General features: G+C 38.3%; 19 protein-coding genes. 6 read left to right on the plus strand and 13 right to left on the minus strand.

The window, feature by feature from the left end; translation table 11 throughout:
- Positions 1–9: 9 nt before the first annotated feature.
- A complete protein-coding gene (mgtA, locus tag BUA53_RS00305) occupies positions 10–2,541 on the minus strand; it encodes a magnesium-translocating P-type ATPase (protein ID WP_245792981.1) in 2,532 nt (843 codons plus the stop codon).
- Between the two features lie 164 nt (positions 2,542–2,705).
- On the opposite strand from mgtA, the gene BUA53_RS00310 reads away from it, so the two are divergent.
- Positions 2,706–3,092 carry a hypothetical protein gene (locus BUA53_RS00310; RefSeq protein ID WP_072833251.1) on the plus strand — a complete coding sequence of 129 codons (387 nt, stop codon included), beginning with the start codon at positions 2,706–2,708 and terminating at the stop codon, positions 3,090–3,092.
- 36 nt (positions 3,093–3,128) lie between these two features.
- Here the strand turns inward: BUA53_RS00310 and BUA53_RS00315 are convergent, their stop codons facing one another.
- The 4 genes from BUA53_RS00315 to BUA53_RS00325 form a co-directional block, all read right to left on the minus strand.
- A complete protein-coding gene (locus tag BUA53_RS00315; RefSeq protein ID WP_072833252.1) occupies positions 3,129–3,599 on the minus strand; it encodes a response regulator in 471 nt (156 codons plus the stop codon).
- 96 nt (positions 3,600–3,695) lie between these two features.
- Entirely contained in the window at positions 3,696–3,860 is a 165-nt protein-coding gene (locus BUA53_RS21095; RefSeq protein ID WP_175545986.1) for a hypothetical protein, read from the minus strand.
- Positions 3,861–4,125: 265 nt separating this feature from the next.
- A complete protein-coding gene (locus tag BUA53_RS00320; RefSeq protein ID WP_072833253.1) occupies positions 4,126–4,401 on the minus strand; it encodes a hypothetical protein in 276 nt (91 codons plus the stop codon).
- A gap of 317 nt (positions 4,402–4,718) precedes the next feature.
- Positions 4,719–7,643: an FAD-binding and (Fe-S)-binding domain-containing protein gene (locus BUA53_RS00325; protein ID WP_072833254.1), complete on the minus strand. Its 2,925-nt coding sequence runs from the start codon at positions 7,641–7,643 to the stop codon at positions 4,719–4,721.
- A gap of 276 nt (positions 7,644–7,919) precedes the next feature.
- Between BUA53_RS00325 and BUA53_RS00330 the strand changes: the two genes are divergently transcribed.
- Positions 7,920–8,366, plus strand: coding sequence for an SRPBCC family protein (locus tag BUA53_RS00330; protein WP_072833255.1), 447 nt, complete (start codon positions 7,920–7,922; stop codon positions 8,364–8,366).
- 341 nt (positions 8,367–8,707) lie between these two features.
- Here the strand turns inward: BUA53_RS00330 and BUA53_RS00335 are convergent, their stop codons facing one another.
- On the minus strand, positions 8,708–8,893 hold the full coding sequence (locus tag BUA53_RS00335; protein ID WP_072833256.1) for a hypothetical protein: 186 nt from the start codon (positions 8,891–8,893) through the stop codon (positions 8,708–8,710).
- Between the two features lie 356 nt (positions 8,894–9,249).
- On the opposite strand from BUA53_RS00335, the gene BUA53_RS00340 reads away from it, so the two are divergent.
- The gene (locus BUA53_RS00340; protein ID WP_072833257.1) at positions 9,250–9,450 is read left to right on the plus strand and encodes a hypothetical protein; all 201 of its coding nucleotides are present in this window, start codon (positions 9,250–9,252) and stop codon (positions 9,448–9,450) included.
- Between the two features lie 162 nt (positions 9,451–9,612).
- Positions 9,613–10,239, plus strand: a complete 627-nt coding sequence (locus tag BUA53_RS00345; protein ID WP_072833258.1) for an HAD family hydrolase — start codon at positions 9,613–9,615, stop codon at positions 10,237–10,239.
- 66 nt (positions 10,240–10,305) lie between these two features.
- Here the strand turns inward: BUA53_RS00345 and BUA53_RS00350 are convergent, their stop codons facing one another.
- The 3 genes from BUA53_RS00350 to BUA53_RS00360 form a co-directional block, all read right to left on the minus strand.
- Entirely contained in the window at positions 10,306–11,685 is a 1,380-nt protein-coding gene (locus tag BUA53_RS00350) for a serine hydrolase domain-containing protein (protein WP_072833259.1), read from the minus strand.
- Between the two features lie 301 nt (positions 11,686–11,986).
- On the minus strand, positions 11,987–12,127 hold the full coding sequence (locus BUA53_RS21385) for a hypothetical protein (protein ID WP_217652898.1): 141 nt from the start codon (positions 12,125–12,127) through the stop codon (positions 11,987–11,989).
- Positions 12,128–12,391: 264 nt separating this feature from the next.
- Positions 12,392–12,997 carry a hypothetical protein gene (locus tag BUA53_RS00360; protein WP_072833261.1) on the minus strand — a complete coding sequence of 202 codons (606 nt, stop codon included), beginning with the start codon at positions 12,995–12,997 and terminating at the stop codon, positions 12,392–12,394.
- A 356-nt stretch (positions 12,998–13,353) separates the two neighbouring features.
- On the opposite strand from BUA53_RS00360, the gene BUA53_RS00365 reads away from it, so the two are divergent.
- Positions 13,354–14,148 carry a hypothetical protein gene (locus BUA53_RS00365; RefSeq protein ID WP_072833262.1) on the plus strand — a complete coding sequence of 265 codons (795 nt, stop codon included), beginning with the start codon at positions 13,354–13,356 and terminating at the stop codon, positions 14,146–14,148.
- Positions 14,149–14,624: 476 nt separating this feature from the next.
- The gene (locus BUA53_RS00370) at positions 14,625–15,374 is read left to right on the plus strand and encodes an SDR family NAD(P)-dependent oxidoreductase (protein WP_072833263.1); all 750 of its coding nucleotides are present in this window, start codon (positions 14,625–14,627) and stop codon (positions 15,372–15,374) included.
- Positions 15,375–15,660: 286 nt separating this feature from the next.
- On the opposite strand, the gene ygiD is transcribed toward BUA53_RS00370, so the two are convergent.
- Genes ygiD through BUA53_RS00390 form a run of 4 tightly spaced genes read right to left on the minus strand, consistent with a single transcriptional unit; the run spans position 15,661 to position 18,350 of the window.
- Complete coding sequence (gene ygiD / locus BUA53_RS00375) at positions 15,661–16,542, minus strand: 4,5-DOPA-extradiol-dioxygenase (RefSeq protein ID WP_245792982.1); 882 nt, start codon at positions 16,540–16,542, stop codon at positions 15,661–15,663.
- Positions 16,543–16,595: 53 nt separating this feature from the next.
- Complete coding sequence (locus BUA53_RS00380) at positions 16,596–17,060, minus strand: DoxX family protein (RefSeq protein ID WP_072833264.1); 465 nt, start codon at positions 17,058–17,060, stop codon at positions 16,596–16,598.
- A gap of 11 nt (positions 17,061–17,071) precedes the next feature.
- Positions 17,072–17,656, minus strand: a complete 585-nt coding sequence (locus BUA53_RS00385; RefSeq protein WP_072833265.1) for a YceI family protein — start codon at positions 17,654–17,656, stop codon at positions 17,072–17,074.
- Between the two features lie 31 nt (positions 17,657–17,687).
- Positions 17,688–18,350 carry an NADPH-dependent F420 reductase gene (locus BUA53_RS00390; protein WP_072833587.1) on the minus strand — a complete coding sequence of 221 codons (663 nt, stop codon included), beginning with the start codon at positions 18,348–18,350 and terminating at the stop codon, positions 17,688–17,690.
- Positions 18,351–18,450: the final 100 nt, after the last annotated feature.

Genomic DNA, 18,450 nt, shown 5'->3' on the forward strand with positions numbered 1-18,450 from the left:
GAGGTTAGGCTAAAATTTTCGAATAAGATACTTTTTAGAAAACTCAGCAACAACTACATATAGAACCACTACAAGTATAATAGCTATCAATACCATTATGGGAAGTGGAGAAAGTTCAAAAAGGTGAGCAATAGGAAGATAAGGTAAAATAACCGCAACAATAAATGTAAATAATGAGGCCCATAACAGGTATGTTGAAGGCTTGCTTTTAAAAAATGGACGCCTGGTACGAATGACAAGCAAAATAAGTATTTCGGTTAACAGGCTTTCAAGGAACCATGCAGTTCTAAATTCTTTCACATTAGCATGAAAGTAATAATACAGTAGCCCAAAAGTTGCAAAATCAAAAACAGAACTCTGCAAACCAAAAACAACCATAAATCTCCGGATATTGGAAATGCTCCATTTTTTGGGCTCATGAACCAACTCATCATCCACCTTATCTGATGCGATAGTTATGGCAGGAAGGTCGGAAAGAAAATTATTGAGAAGTATTTGCACTGGCAATAAAGGTAAAAAAGGCAATAACAGGGAAGCAATTGCCATGCTGAACATATTTCCAAAATTGGCACTGGTGGTAACAAAAATGTATTTCAATGTGTTGGCAAAGGTCTTTCTGCCCTCCTCTATACCTTCATTGATCACATTAATATCCTGGTCAAGCAAAACCAGGTCAGCAGCTTCTTTTGCTACATCTACTGCATTCTGAATAGAAATGCCTACATCTGCAGCTTTTAATGCATTGGCATCATTAATTCCATCGCCAAGGTATCCAACACAAGACCCTGAACTTTGAAAAGCTTTAACGATCCTTTCTTTTTGCGAAGGTAATATCTCAGCAAACACATCCACTTCACTGCATTTTCTTTGCAACGCTTCTGTAGTCATATTATTCAGGTCTGATCCTTTCAAAATTTCACTGTGTTTTAAATGGATCTGCTTTGCCAGGTAACCAGCAACAAGGCCGTTGTCGCCAGTTATAATTTTTAAAGAAATACCCTTTGCCCTTAAATTTTCAATGGAGCCCATTATCCCGGATTTAATTGGGTCGGAAAAAACAAGAAACCCAAAAAAGATCATTTCCCGTTCATCATCCTTATTTATAACAGGATCCCCGGTTACATCTTTGTAGCTCACCGCTATTACACGGAAACCTTCATTACTGAAGTGGTCGTACTGTTGCAATATTTTTTGGCGTTCATTCTCTATAGGCAACACCATATCAGACCCACTTGCAACACTTGTACAAACCTGCAGGATATTATTTACAGCACCCTTTGTGATCATAGTATGCTTATTAGCTGAAGCAACAACAATACTCAAGCGTTTGCGTATAAAATCATAAGGCACTTCATCGCATTTATCAAACCCATTAATATCTATATTGGTCAGCTGCCTGATAGAGGCATCAATGGGATTAGCAAAGCCAGTCTCGAAGGTTGCATTCAGGAATGCATATCGTAGAAGCTTCTCATTTTCTTTACCATCAATATCACAACTGCAATTAAGTTTTACAATCCCTTCCGTTATGGTACCTGTTTTATCAGAACATAAAATATCTATTGCTCCGAGGTTTTGAATAGCGCTTAGCTTTTTCACAATCACTTTTCTTGAGGCCATTCTTTTTGCTCCGGCAGCCAGGGTAATCGTCATAATAGCAGGTAATAATTCGGGTGTCAATCCCACGGTTAATGCCAGGGCAAATAATATAGATTCAATAAAGGATCGGTGAAAGACAATATTCAGAATAAGAATGATGCCTGTAAATAATATGGTTAACCTCATTAATAAATTGCCAAATTGAATAACACCTTTTTCAAAAGCAGTCAAAGGTGAAGCCTTATCAAGTGAACTTGCGATTTTGCCTAGTTCTGCTTCAGCCGCTGTGTTTACGCATACTATAGTGGCCGTACCATTAATGACACTTGTTCCTTTAAAGACGGAATTGGTAACTTTTGAAAGTACTTTAGCATCAGAGGATCCTGCAAACTTTTCAGCAGGAAAAGACTCCCCCGTCAATGTTGATTCATTAACGTGCAGATCATTCGCTTTCAATATAAGTGCATCTGCGGGAATAATATCCCCGGCATTTAAAAGAACTATGTCGCCAGGCACTACCTCATCAACTGGAATTTCGTATTCTTTATGATCTCTGGAAACCATCGCCATACTATGTACAAGAGCTATCAGTTTTTGCACTGCCTTGCCAGCATTTCGTTCCTGAAAGAAGCCAAGGATACCTGTAGTAACCAGTACAGTAAGAATTATAATGCTATCAGAATACTCTTTTAAAAAGATTGATAATATAACGGCAAATACCAGTAATAAAATAAGAGGACTTTTGAATTGAGATGCAAGAAGCTTAAAGTCTGCAAGCCAGGGTTTTACTAATTTTTGCCTGCTTTTTTGTGCTTTAAGTCTTTTTTGAGCTTCAGTTTCTGATAAACCTTCCTCAGATGAATGAATTCTTTCTAAAAGATCATCAGTATCCAGTAGCCAAAATTGTGGTATAGCTTCCAATTCGGAAATTATATAATGCAAAATAGAAGAAGTATTGATTTAATACACTAACCATAGTCACCACTTTTACTGATCAGCATCATTCTTACGAAATCTTCATCCATTACCCTAAAATTTAAAAAGGTGAATAGAATATTCCACACTATATAGATTCAATTCATTAATTAAAGTTCAAAATTTATGGCATGTTATTAGAAAAACTTAGGTATCACATTTATTTGGTTGAAAAGGTAAACAGCTTGCTGATTTTGAAGAGTCCGGGTACGAGAAAAGGCTGTTTACCTTTCTATATTTTCACACTTGAGCTTTCTAATATCATGAATGCAGCAATTTTCAATAAACTAGACACAGAATCGCAAATAAACATTGCTATGTCACAAGGCACCTTCCTGGCTCAGTCTAATAAATATAATTTACACTTATACCTGTTTCAACTTGATAAAACTTATATTGAACTATTCAGTAAAGATGACTCCGGAGAAATCATTACAGTACGAGCCTTCGAAGACACCTCACACTTAGAGATCTATCTCCAGGAAATTGACATATCTTCTTTATTGGAAGTTTGTTGATCACTTACCCTAAATTCAATAATCACCTTATAGATATTAATAGGTGCCCGATTGAGAAGTAAATGGAACAAACCGGTTGTTCATGAAATAATATTTGCAATCAGATTGTTGTTGTTTCCATTCCATTGTTAAAATGGATTCAAGTGCGTTTTGCAAGTGAAAAGAATTAAAAGGCTTTACCATGTAAAGGTCTGCCTGGTGCAGGTAACTTTTCTGAATATCTGTCATATGGGTAGAACTACTATAGACTACGATGGTCAAATGTTTGAATTTATCCTGCTTCCTTATTTCAGATAGGCATTCAAACCCATTTTTACCAGGCATATTCAGATCCAGGAATAATAGATCAGGGGTATGATCAGAAAGAAAATTTATAAGTTCTTCTCCATCTTTCACAATGGATAGTGATCGAACAGCATCCACCTTTTTAAGCACGTAGTGAAACAAGAGACCGTGGTCCCGGTCATCATCAGCTAAAACAACGTGATGTAATTCAAGAGCGCTCATTTTGCCCGTAACAATTTCAATGTAAAATGTATTGTTTCTATACGAAAGACTTGTTGTAATTATTGCGCCTGTCTTATAAAATTATACTATTAAATATCACCTTAGTTTAAGTTCTGCTTTTAAAACTTTAATCCTCTGCCATATACTACTTAAGGCATGAATATCCGCATTTGTCTTAAGAGCCTGCGTATATTCCTCCTCTAGTTGTGAGATACGTTCTTCGATCTCATTATTGGCCATTTGTTTTTCATCAGTATTCACTCCAATCCTTTTCCTTATTTAAACAATTTAGATACCAAGCTCTGTAAATACCCTGATAAAAGTTGATCTTCAGTGAGTTATAAACTATTTAATGCCAAGAGCAACAAGTGTGGAATTGAGAAAATTTGTAGAAAAAATACTATTTCCCCATTCCGATTTTATAAATAATTGGTGATTCGTTTGGCTTCTATGTATAGGTATGAGGATCCTAAGAAAAACTATGGCCTTAAATACAATTACCTTAAATACTTCTTTGACAATACTTTTACTGGCACACAATCGAAGTGTCAGAATGTTGCAAATAATTTATAGTTTCCCTCTGTATGATCACTTCAACGATCTCTCTTGGCTGTATAAGAATGGAAGCTGGTTTTGAAAGAATAAATTTTTGGTTCTGATCGCCCTCTATTGAAATAACCAGCCATACATTTCCTTCATTGCATTGTTCCTCACTCAAACTATCATTTGTCAAAAAATAATCAATCCTGCAGTCTTCAGCATTTGAGTGAAAAAAGTATTGGTACAAGGTATTTAGCTGCATAGGTTAGATTTGAGTTCAAGATAGAAACGATATTTCTATTCCCGGGAATATACATTTCCACAAAAAAACTTTGAACACTCCTGTAGCCCTTACCAGTAAAGCACTATACTACGAAAGTGGAATTTATACACAACATATAAATTTTACTACTTTCAGGAAAGCGATAAAAAAAATAGTTTCAAAAGTGTGCGCCATTCTATGTACACAATAAGCATAATACATGTCTTGAATAATAACCCTGATCAAATAAATTTTCATAAAAGAATTGCAGCACTGTTACAATTAAAAGGTAGCAGGTGAAATTAAAAGTAACCTGGTTATTTTCCTACCAGCGCTTCGTATAATATCTCAACAGGATGGAGCGCTTTCCTGGACGTGCCATCTTTTATTTGATGGCGGCAGCTGGTGCCTGGTGCAGCAATTATTATATCATCCGCTTGTTCACGCACAGAAGGAAACAAAACCAATTCTCCTATTTGCATAGAGATTGCATAATGTTCTTTTTCATATCCGAATGATCCCGCCATTCCGCAACAACCAGAAGGAATAACCTGAACCTTATAATTCTTAGGGAAAGACAAAACCTGAATGGAAGATTTAAGTGCATTCCACGCTTTTTGCTGGCAATGACCATGAAGCTTTATAGTGCGCTCACTGGAAGTAAACATCTCCTTATTGATATTTCCCCTATCCATTTCTCTTGCCAGGAATTCTTCCACAAGAAAGGTATTTTGTGATAGAAGCTTTGCATCATCCAATTTTTCTTGATCTACCAGGTCTAAGTATTCATCCCTGAAAGTGAGGATAGCAGAAGGCTCTATGCCTATCATTGGTGTAGTTGCTGTAATCACACTACTTAACAAGTCAACATTTTTATTAGCTATCTTTTTTGCCTTTCTCAATAATCCCTTGGATAGCCAGGTTCGACCGCTTTCGTCATGCTCTGTCAATAATACTTTATAACCCAGTTGCTCCAGTAACAGTATCGTTCGGATTCCTAATTCAACATCTGTATAATTGGTAAATTCATCGCAAAATAAATATACCGTTCTATTAAGATCAGTAAGGGCCTTGGACGCCACATGTTTTTTGTACCATCGACGCAAGGTGGTGCTATAGAGCGTGGGCATTGAGCGCTGAATTGCAAAACCCGAAAGCTTTTTTATAAACTGGCTTATGCCGGCACCCGTCATTGCATAATTATATAAACCTGGCACTAAAGCACCAAGGCTGGCACTTGCAGTAAATCTAGCTATAAGTTGGGAACGGAAAGGAACACCATTGGCATCATAATAATGTTGCAAAAATTCTGCTTTCAGCTTGGCCATATCAACATTAGACGGGCATTCACTTTTGCATCCCTTACAACTTAAACACAGGTCCATCACCTCCTTTATCTCCTGGTGATCGAAACGATTTAATTTTGTTGAATGGGTAAGAAATTCACGCAGAATATTCGCCCTTGCTCTTGTTGTATCCTTCTCATTACGCGTTGCCATGAAGGATGGGCACATGGTTCCCCCCGATAGCTGCGTTTTACGGCAATCACCAGAACCATTACATTGTTCTGCATGTTGCAAAACATCCTGGTTTTCGTACCTGAAAATTGTTTGAAATGGAGGAGTCTTTTGGCCAGGTGTATACCGAAGCATTTTGTTCATTGGCGGCGTATCCACAATCTTATGAGGATTGAAAATATTAGATGGATCCCAGCTTCGTTTGATTTCTTTCAGCAATTCGTAATTCTTTTCACCAACCATGAAAGGAATGAATTCACCTCTCAACCTGCCGTCTCCGTGTTCACCACTTAAAGATCCCTTGTACTTTTTTACAAGGATAGCTATTTCTTCCGCTATTTGGCGAAACAAGCGGTTGCCCTCTTCAGTTTTCAGATTAATGATTGGCCGCAAGTGTATTTCGCCAGATCCGGCATGCGCATAGTGAACAGAATACAGGCCATATTTTTTAAGTATCTCATTAAACTCCCTTATGTAAGCCGGGAGGTCTTGCACATCCACTGCAGTGTCTTCAATCACAGCCACTGCTTTTTCATCACCTGGCAAATTGCTTAATAATCCAAGGCCTGCTTTCCGCAAGGTCCATATCTTCTTGGTATCATCTCCAAACAATAAGGGAAAATGATAGCCTAATCCATGTCCTCTCATTTCCGTTTCTACATGTTGGGCTATCTCCATTACTTCTGCCCTTGTTGTCCGGGCATATTCTATCACCAGAATGGCTCCGGGATCACCTAACACAAAAAAACGGTTCTGAGATTGCTCGATATTGTCCTTAGTACACTCGAGAATATAATGATCTATCAGTTCACTAGCACTGGGAGCATATTTCAATGCAATTAAATTAGCCCTTAATGCTTCATCTATAGAATGAAAATGCACGCACAAAAGACCAGCTTCTTTGGGTGGCAGGGGCACTACATTCAACCTGATCTCCACAAGAAATGCCAGGGTGCCTTCCGACCCCGCTAACAATGTACAGAAATTAAAATCTTCTCCACCAGCTGTAAAAGGCGCCTGCTCAAGTAACAGGTCAATAGCATAACCTGTATTACGCCTCTCAATGCTCCTTTTTGGAAAATCTTTTCTTATGGACTCCTGGTTCTCGTATTGGCTTAATAGTTTCCTTGTGCTTTTGTATATGGAGGATTCCAACGTATCTCCTTCGCATTTCTGGTGAAATGCCTCGAGGTCCATGGCTTTAAAGACCGCTTCTGAGCCATCACTTAAAATAGCGTGTACTTCCAGTAAATGTTCCCTGGTACTACCATAAACTACAGAGTTGGACCCACAGGAATTGTTCCCCACCATGCCACCAATCATCGCCCTGTTGGCAGTAGATGTTTCAGGGCCAAAAAACAAACCATGTGGTTTTAAATACAGGTTTAATTCATCACGAATAACACCAGGCTGCACGCTCACCCAACCCTCATCCGTATTCAGTTGCAATATCTGGTTAAAATATTTTGACACATCTACTACAATGCCTTCCCCCACCACCTGGCCTGCCAGTGAAGTACCTGCAGTCCTGGGAATAAGAGAGGTATGTTCCGCTTTGGCAAACGCCACCAATTTCTTTATATCTGCCTTTGACTTTGGCATAGCAACAGCCAATGGCATTTCACGATAGGCTGAAGCATCTGTCGCATAAAGAATGCGCATAGTATCATCATAGAATAACTCACCTTCCAATTCTATTGCTAATTGTTGAAGTTTTTCCTTCATTTCGTGAAAGTTAATTGAATATCCATTATCAGCTATTCTAAGTTATTGAATCATAAATTGTCACCCTTATTGACCTGCATATCTTATTCAATATTATTAAGAATTAAATTTAATAGCATATTCCAAAACCCAGGATGATTAAAAAAAGATGTCAATTTGGTTATGTATTTGAACAATTACATTAATATCAATTCCTAAAGAATTTATTTATCTATCATTTCCTATACAATCTCATTGATAAAAAATGATTATTTTTTCTCTTGTAAATTAAATTACATGCAAACCAACTTACCAATATCAGATCCAATTGTAATAGAAGTACTACTTGATGCGCCTGTAGAAAAAGTATGGAAAGCAATTACAGATAAAGAAGACATGAAAAAATGGTATTTCGATATGGAAGCATTCAAACCAGAGGTTGGTTTCACCTTTACGTTCTTAGGAGAAAAGGATGGGCGAAAATTTGTTCACCTGTGTACAATAAAGGAAGTCGAGATCAATAAAATGCTAAGTCATACCTGGACATATGAGGGTGTAGTAGGAGAAACAATGGTTCATTTTGCATTATATCCACAGGGTAAGCAAACTAAGCTACGGCTAACCCATGAAGGATTGGAAATGCTTCCCCAAACTGAAGACTTCGCTAAAGAGAACTTTATGAAAGGATGGACATATATTATTGAAACTTCTCTCAAAAACTTTATAACTGCTGGTAATATTTAAAGAGGATTTTTTTGCCCTTGAGGATGTAGAACCCGGAGTATTTACTTATTTTATCCCTTATCAAGACACACTCTACAGCAATTACCATGTATGATTATTACACTTTAGAAATTTATTTTAAAGGTATATTGGTAATTAATGTAAACTGTTTGAGGAAAAATCGTTTTTGGCACCCATCTTGACCTTAATCAATTGGCTTTATAATCTATGACTATTTCTGATAGTCTTAGATGGATGTAGACTTAAACAATAATACCAGGGCTGAATTTCCATTCGGCCCTTCTTTATTATTAATGCTTTAATTAGTTCAAATAAGTTTGGAAACGCATGGAAGTGTAATACTATCTTTCTTTTTCCCTATCTGTGCTTTCTTCATTATCCCTTGAGGTAGGAGTAAACCGAACGGTGCAATGTTCAGTATCACTGTTTAAAGTACATTTATATTCACCTTCTTTCACTACCGCTTTGGTAAGAAGTAAATTCAATAACACCTCTCCTGTCCTGTTCATTGGGATATCATCTCGCATTATTCTTCATTATGGCCCATTAAGTCCAATCATCGTGCCCTCCTGTAAAAAACTTTGTTTATTCTAGATGTAGACAGAAATACAACTATCCTAAACAATAGAATTCAGCTCATCCTTAAGTTTAAAGGAAAAAGCTCATTTTATTGTATAAAGGATTATAGCTGTTTTAATAGAAAGCATCATTTCTCAATCCCATCATGAGGAAATCTATAGTCAAAAATTACAAAGCAAAACAGCTTTATACAAACTACCTTGATAATTCCTGGTGACAATTAAACTATATGCTCAACTTAAAGTCAGTAAGATGCGGCGTTTGCCGGAAACAAATACTTGTTTAATTAAAGAAACTGTAAATAATGAATTTTATAACTATAGCCTTCACTTCCATGGAACAGCTTTGGGAATTTAAACAATTAACCAATACATTGAATTGCAGGATCAACTCGGTTGATTGTACCATTACCTCTGAATTTAATGAAGCTCAGGTTAAATTAGCTGAAACTATGTTCCAGGCAAGGGCTGTAGAAAACGAAAGATTAAAAGCCTTTGCATCATGATCTTTTTGTCTAACCCTATTCATTTCCTTCTCTTTTATTAAGGCTTGTTTGCCAAATAACATAAAAGCGCTTTCTTTAGAGTATACGATAGTCAATAGATATTGGACCTATGGGAATTCCCCATGTTCATACTATTTTCGCGCACTTACCAATGAAAAAGCAATGAATTACACGCTTGACCAGGTGAATAAAGACAAACTGGCGAAACTAAATGAACTTACTAAAGGAAAATACAAAGCCTTTTTATATGATTGCGATGGCACCCTGGCTGATAATATGGGGGCTCATAAGGCCGCATTCGTCAAAGTAGCAGCAAGTCATGGTATTAAACTGGATGATTCAATTATAGATGAGCTGGCTGGCTGGCCTACAGTGCTGGTAGTAGAAGAAATTTGCAAAAGATATTCAGTAACCCTTGATATCCCCAATTTTGCACAATCAAAATCCAGGCTTTTTGTTGAAGAATTTATTTCAGAAACGCTTCCTATTCCTTTTGTGGTAGAACACCTGAGGTTACATGCTGGTGAAATAAAAATAGGTGTCGTATCAGGAGGCAGCCGCTCTACTGTTACAAAAACCCTCTCTATTCTTGGCATTGATCATTTGATTGAAGTGCTTGTATGCGCAGGAGAAACCCCTAACGGCAAACCATTCCCCGACCCTTTTTTATATGCAGCAAAGCAATTAGGAGTAGAACCCAAAGATTGTATGGTGTTTGAAGACGGCGAGCCGGGTGTGCAGGCAGCTATCAGTGCCGGTATGGATTGGATCCGTGTGGATCAATTGTAGTTGAACTAAAGTATCTGTATTAAATTCCATCCCAAGTACAGTAAGGTTGGTTTTTACAAAGCATGTTTATTGTTGAATTGCCTGTATTATTTCTTTAAGCATCAGGTTTTCATCTATGGTGTGCAATCCCAACCTGACCACCACCAGCTTTTTGGAAGGAATGATATAGATATCCTGACCACCATATCCATCCGCAAAGAACATGTCATTAGGCACATCAGGATACATGCGTTTAGAGGGGTCTTTTTTATCATATCCATTCAACCAGAACTGGTAACCATAGTGCTTTAATTTATCAGCCACGGATGGCTGCACGCTCTGCTGCACCCAATCTTTAGGCAATATCTGTTCTCCTTTCCACAAACCATTATAATAATACAATAAGCCAAACCTGGCAAAGTCCCTGGCTGTAGCATAACTATATGAAGATCCAATAAAAGTACCCCAGGCATCAGGCTCCAGCAATGTTGAGTACATATGAAGCTTATGGAACAATTCTTTGTAAGGAAAGGCTACATAATCTTTATCGCCTACAGTCTGCCTGATAATGCGGCTTAGAATATTACTGTTACCGCTGGAATAATTAAATTCAGTACCGGGCTCATATTTTAAAGGAAGGCTTGCTGTGAAGCTGGCCATGTCTCCACTCTTGAATAACATATTGGTAACCTCAGAAGGCTTCGTATAGTTTTCTTCAAAATCCAGCCCGCTTGTTTGCTGCAGCAGATCTTTCAACCTGATCTTTTGCTTTTTTGTATGTTGCCATTCAGGCACCGGTGCAGGTGCATCCACATTTAGTTTTCCCTGCTGCACCAATACCCCTATTAAAGCACCGGTCAGGCTTTTGGAAATTGACCAACCCAACATTACAGTATGTTCATCAAAACCGTTTGCATATTGCTCTCCAACTAACTTACCGTCAAATACTACCAGCATCGCCCTGGTATATGTGGACTTCCCATCTTTTTGGGCATGCATGGAATGATCAATGGCCTGTTGCAACAATGGCCTGTTGATCCCACCAGGCGCAGAATCCCTTACCTGGTCTCCATAAGGCCATGAAAGACTATCCAACTGTATGGTTGGTGTATCCGCCAACTGGTATACCTGCTTTCTCAATGCCTCTTCTGTGATATCGTTTATTAAGGTGCAACCAAGGCCTGAACGGTAAATGGCTTTACGTTTTGCCAATCCCCATACAGACCCGGTAACAGATGAATCATTCATATTAACTGTATACTTACCAATTGTAAAAGGAAATTCGCCCAGGTCTTCCTTTAACACTGTGGCAACGTCACGGTGTTGCACAAATACGGCAGATGCCAGGTTTTTTGCGCCATATCCGCTGATGATGGGGAAAGCCTGCCAGGCATATATAATACCTGCAACAACCAGGAACACTATCACTAAAACTATAATACGTGAGATGAACTTCTTTGCAGGCATTTAATATATTGTAGTTATAGCTGCAAAATACAATAACCTGGCTTTTAAGCTTTATGGTTAAAAACAATGTTTATAGGCCAATAGATAATAAAACAACCTCAAAAAGGTATATATACGCACCTTTGACAGGTAATCATTCATAGAAGATCGAGTTGTTTACCTCTTGTCCCGCAATGTCGCTTGCTATAGTTTTGTATCAGAAGTTGATTGGTAGTTAAGCATTATCAATCAGATCCAATTCCTGAAGAAAAACCAATAATCCAAACAATCCAACAGGAAAACCAAAAACCAAAATCCAATATCAGTCAACTTCTTTTTTTTCCATTTCCTTTGAAAGACAAAAAGATCCATTAGCCCGGTTAAACCAATTCAATCCTATCCAAAACCAACGGCATCCAATGATCCTTAACCATAGGAATCCGCCAAATTCGACTTTAATCATATTGATGCCCCTCAAAAAGGGGCATCTTTTATATGGCATTGCTTGCTGGCTTTATTGCATTGTTATCATCATAGTATCCATCATTTCATTAACAATTAGTCCTGCTTTACTAAAATATCCGTCAAATAGTATTGGAGCATTTAAGGTAATGGATAATTAAAAAACTGATTTTAAAATAATTATAATGTTGATTAGCATATTGGCTGCCGATAACAAAGATGGAAGCATTGCTACTGTACAAATTCAGTTGGTCATGCCATGCTTTTACAAATGCACTTCTTGGACAAAGTTTTTGTAATGCTCAACAAGATTTGAAAAATCTTTGTCATTATATTTAAATCCTAGTTGATTGCTTAAGTCAAAATATTGAATTAATCCGTTTGTAAATCCAATAACAAATAATGCTTTTATCCATCTGCCAGGAAATCTGTAAACATAAAAAGTTTCTTGAATTTCATTCCAATTGAATACTTCGTCGTTTATAGTTAGATCTTTAGATGTAAAAATGATTGGTGAAGTCAAACTTTTTATAGTCAAGTTTTTGTATCCAACAAATAGAAACAATATTATAAGAGAAGAGGGAACTATTACGCCAAAGATATTAACATCGTTGCTTTTAAGATCATTGACAATACCATAAATTAACGGTCCTAATATTAGAAAAGCCATAACAATCCATATGAATAAGTCAAGTTGTATGTTGCGATGAATTCTAAAAGGTTTATCATTTAAATCAAACTTAATTTTTGTGTTGGCAGCAACTTCTTTTGTCGTTTTAATTAGAGATTTTGGTGTCAACAAAACTCTCTTAGCTTTTTCTGTCTCTAAGATTTTATTCAGGAACTTTTGTTCCCATAAATCGTCGGTCATTAGTAAGGTTGTATTTTTTTCGCTCAACACATAAATATATGATGTAGGATTTAACCTATCAATAAAAACAGCTTTTGATTCACAATTACTTCTTACTAAACTTTTTGTATTGTAGTTAGCATAATCCACCCTGCTCTTACTTCATAATTCTTAATTCTCCGATAATAGTACAACGCCTTTGAAACGCCTTTGCGCCGCCTATGTACCGCCTTTGTGCCGCCTTTTATAAAGCGGCGGTGCATACGCATAGCATGGTCTTTTCATAGATTGATTACTGGTGTATAGATTTGCTTATTACTAAATTATTTAGTATTTTAGCATTGTAATTAAATCCAAATCTTTAAAAACCCAATCTTATGGCCAAATTAACAGGTCTGCTTTCCTTTACAGGCAAACTACAAGGCATATCCGCCCATAATCGAAGAGGCACTAATGCCATCATCATCAAACCACGCTATGGTCCCAGCAAAAAGGATATTGATACCAAACCCTCGTATGCCAATACACGAAGGGTCAATAAAGAATTTGGCGGACGCTCTACCGCTTCTAAATATATCAGGGATGGATACCTTGCCTTAAAACAAATATTAGATCCTGATAACCTTGGCAGGCTCAATGCTTTACTTCAAGCTATCCAGGTACTGGATAGGGATAATGTATATGGCCAACGCTCAGTAGCCCTTTCCTTAAACAGGGGCTTATTGGAAGGCTTTAATTTAAATGCATGGCACCCTTTTGAATCCATGGTGCATAATCCTATTGGTTTTACTATTTCAAGGGAAGCGTTAAAAGCTATGGTTACAGTACCTCCCCTGCTGCCAGGTGTAAACTTCTTCCCTCCAGGCAAACATTCTTTCTTCAGGATGGTGGCCTCACTAAGCATAGTGCCGGATTTGCATTATCATGAAAATAAGTATAGGCCCCGGGAAAGTTATGGCGTGTTGCACCCACAGGTAATAAGGTCAGAATGGATGGCAGTGAATTCAGGCAGTGAGGCTGTAAGTATGGAGCTCCAAATGCGTGAAGCCCCACCCAATGAGGAGTTTAGCCTTGTACTTACCATTGGCATTCAGATGGGAACTGCTCAAAGCACCAGTGTAATACAGTGCGTAAAATATGCCGGCGGCGGCAAAATACTGGCAGTGGTATAAGAAAGGAGGAAGAGGTCAGAAACAAATAGCTTCTCTAACCTTAATCCACATGCGTAGTTATCCTAAACTGCAGGCTTTAGTGCAGATTTGAAAATGATTCAAGGAGGTTTTTATAAACAGCGCTCGTATAAAGAGGTTCCTGTCATTAAATTGATCAGCAGCCAACTATTAGGAATTTTAGCCTGGCTCCATATTAGGGCTCTGCCAGGATGTTTCAATGACAACCCTGCAGATAAGTAAACAAATAGATTATTGCTTAGCTGTCAACTTACAGTGATGGAAACTGGAAATAATTAACTGCTCATGTTATAGAACAAGGTCCATGGTGAATCTATTACCGTTTATAGAAGTAGCTTTGCAACAGCGACGCTTTCCCATTTCAACTCATCATGCTTTGATTGACGTATGTTCCGTATCCCACCCAGGGAATAATGGATAATTAAACTTATTGATTTCTTACTTTTTAAATATACAATATGAAACAGTTAGAAAATAAGGTGGCGATCATTACAGGCGCTGGTTCGGGAATTGGAAGATCAACTGCAATGCTGTTTGCATCTGAGGGGGCAAAGGTGGTCATATCTGACGTTAACGAAGCACATGGCAATAGTGTTGTAGATGAGATAACAAAAAATGGAGGTGCTGCATCATTCATAAAAGCCGATTCTTCAAAGCCTGAAGATAACGAGGCACTTGTAAAGCAAACATTGGACAAATATGGCGCATTGGATATAGCAGTAAATAATGCAGGCATTGGAGGCCCGTTGGCAGTTACGGGTGAATACCCGCTAGATGGATGGAAGAAAGTTATTGATATAAATCTCTCCGGGGTATTTTATGGATTGCGTTATCAAATACCTGCCATGCTGAAAAACGGGGGAAGTATCATAAACGTAGCATCGATACTGGGCCAGGTCGCCACTAAATTTTCCCCAGCATATGTGGCTGCCAAGCATGGCGTTGTGGGGTTAACAAGAGCTGCTGCCCTGGAATATGCAGATAAAAAGATACGTGTTAATTCTATAGGGCCAGGTTATATCAAAACACCCTTAGTAATGGATTCGCTTGATGCATCTACTTTGAATGGATTGGTCGGATTACATCCCATAGGACGGTTGGGCGAATCTGAAGAAGTTGCAGAATTATTACTCTGGCTAGCCTCTTCAAAAGCTTCTTTTATAACGGGTGCCTACTACCCTATTGACGGTGGCTACCTGGCACAATAAGACTACTTTTTAAAGATGTAGTTGGTGGGATAATCAATAGAAAATAACTTACCTATATGAAAACGTAGCAGGTGCTCTATTGGGTAATCCTGGTAAGTTATGTGTACGCATAGGCTTACAATAGATTCTATTACCTCCCTGGCGTAACGTATGTGGATCTAAAGGGCATATACTCCATGTGCTGCCAATACTTTTAGATCATAAAGATTTTTATCATTTTGAACAAGGTGAGGTATCTGCTGCTGCATCCTTTTCCTTATCGAAATGATACCCTTTTCACTCCTGGTTAACCCAATTTTACGGAGGTCATGGTTAGTGATCCCCCTACTGCTTTATCATTGAAAACTGAGACCTCATCTTTATTGTTCTTTAACCCCAGGGTGTACATCAAAGGCAGGTAGTGTTCAGGTGTAGGTATGGCAAGCATTGCTTCCCTGCCTAAACTGTTATAATTGATCAAAGGTTTATGGTCACCGGATTGAATCAGCTCTTTAAATTTATCATTCATTTTTATCGTCCAGTCATAAGCATACTCCGGGTCATTCAATTTATCCCAGGCTACCATTCTCAGGTTGTGCACCATGTTACCACTACCGATGATCAATACACCTTTTTTTCTAAGTGCATTTAACTCTTTGGCAAGGTCATAATGATATTGAGGACCTTTTGTATAGTCAATACTTAATTGTAATACAGGGATATTAGCTTCCGGGTACATATGTCTTACCACTGTCCAGGCACCATGATCTAAACCCCAGTCATGGTCCAGGTCAACATGTGCTGAGTGCAATAAAGCAGCGGTTTCTTTTGCCAGTACCGGGTTTCCCGGAGCCTTATATTGAACATCGAAAAGCTCTTGTGGGAATCCGCCAAAATCATGAATAGTCCGGGGAAAGTCCATAGCCGTTATCTGCGTGCCTTTGGTGAACCAATGGGCTGAAATAACCAACACCGCTTTAGGTGTTGGTATTTCTTTGGCCATTTGTGTCCATCTGCGACTGAACTCTGTATCTTCAATTCCATTCATAGGTGAACCATGCCCAATGAACAGAACAGGCATTAATTGCTCCTGTTGGTCCAGGTTATTTGTAAATGATCTGAATGATGATAATGTGGTCATACCTACTACTCCTTTCAAAATTGTTTTAATAAAAAGTTTTCTTCTCATAATCAAAGGCAGGCTAATATTAATTCTATTTTCATTGTACCATGTTTAATAACTTATTGATTCAGGGCCATAGCCGTTCTTTTTATGCTGTAGTTACCAGGTTGTTTTTTGCCCTGGAGCAGGTAATCAATTGAAAACTTGCCACTGCCGGCAAACAATAATACCAGGTACACCAGCAAATATTGGAAGGCAAGTTCCTGCTTTGCAAAAGGATCGGCTGCGTGAATGAATACCAATGCTATGACCATGGTAATGATCAGTGGAATGACTGCCAACCGGGTAGCAAATCCTGCTAACAGCAGTATAGAACAAAACACTTCGGCAAAGACTGCAAGACCTAAAGAAAGTTCAGCGCTCATGCCCAATATGGGAGGAAACTGTACAGGCGCACCAGATAAAAGCATGAGCAATTTCGGGATGCCATGTGTTAACATAAAGGCTGCAATTCCAGTCCTGGCCACTAACAATGCAATGTCAGTGGCACTACTAGTCGTATTAACATTCAATATCTTCTTCATTAGCGTTTATTTTATTTGTTTTCATTTTGAATGAATTCACCATCAGCTTTGATCATTACTTCATTACTGATCATAGGTGCAGGAAATTTAGGCCCAATATTAAAGTCAGAACGATTAATCGTACCTGTTACCTGGAAGCCTGCTGTTTGATTCTTACTCATTGGATTTTCTATAGTTCCTTTATACAAAAGATCCATAGTTACTGGCTTTGTAATACCGTGAAGCGTAAGATCACCGGTAAGCTTGTATTTGTTTTTGCCTGCGGGTTTTACTGCTGTGCTTTTGAAATTCATTGTGGGATATTTTTCCACATCAAAAAAGTCTGCACTTTTCAGGTGGTTATTTCTTGCTTCCACTCTTGTATCGATAGAGGCTGTTTTAGCACTTAGCTCAATTACGGCATCACTAAAGTCAGGCTTTGAAGATTGCAGGGTTACATCAAAGTCATTAAAAGTTCCGGAAACATCATTGATACCAAGGTGTGATACTGTAAATCCCAATTGTGAATGCGGATCATCATTCTGCCAGGTTGGTAAAACTGTGGTGAATGCTGTTAGCGTAACAATTGCTGCGAGAATCAGGGCGATTTTTTTCATGTTGTATAATTTTTATTTTTATGTCAGGAGATTAATTATGTAAGATCTTCCAACCGGCCAGCCAGTTGTAATTGTTTTTCATTCCCAGCTGTATCAATAACAGTTGCATATTTTCCAATGTTCTGCTAACTGAAAGATCACCAGCAATGATGGGATTGAAGCCTGAAGTAGCTACGAGTTCGGATACTGTTTGTAAAGCTTCTTCATCATTACCCGCCACGAAAGCATCGACCTGGGCACCATTGATAACCGGGGCACTAAAGTCTGCAGCGAACGTAGTATTGAAAGCCTTTACTATTTTAGAGTTCGGCAGTAGCTTTTGAAGTTCTTCTGCAGCACTGGTACCAGGTGCTGTTACCAATCCATCGTAGTTTTGATTAAGTGGATTAGCAATAGAGATCACTATTTTCTGGCTGGCTACTTCTTTGATCTGAGGAGCGATATCTTTTTCTGCCTCATATGGCACAGCCAGGATAATGATATCAGCTTCCCAGCTGGCCTCTGTGGGACATATGACCGATTCAACTTCAGCCTTGGGGCTTTGGCTTTGAATATCCTTAACAAGGGCATCCATCTTTTCCTGGTTGTTTGCCTTTAAAAGCAACCTGTATGGCCCTTTAGCTATTGATTTTGCTATGGCAGAGCCCATATTGCCTGTGGCTCCTATTATTGCTATGGTTTGTTTAGTTTGCATGATCCTTAATTTGATCATACAAAGCTACCGTTACCCTTACCCCTTACCATTGCGTTAGGATAAGAAATGGTGTTGACATATATCAATGAAAGGAGGTGAA

It is taken from the genome of Flavisolibacter ginsengisoli DSM 18119 (assembly GCF_900129295.1).
In the GTDB taxonomy this organism is placed as follows: Bacteria; Bacteroidota; Bacteroidia; order Chitinophagales; family Chitinophagaceae; genus Flavisolibacter; species Flavisolibacter ginsengisoli.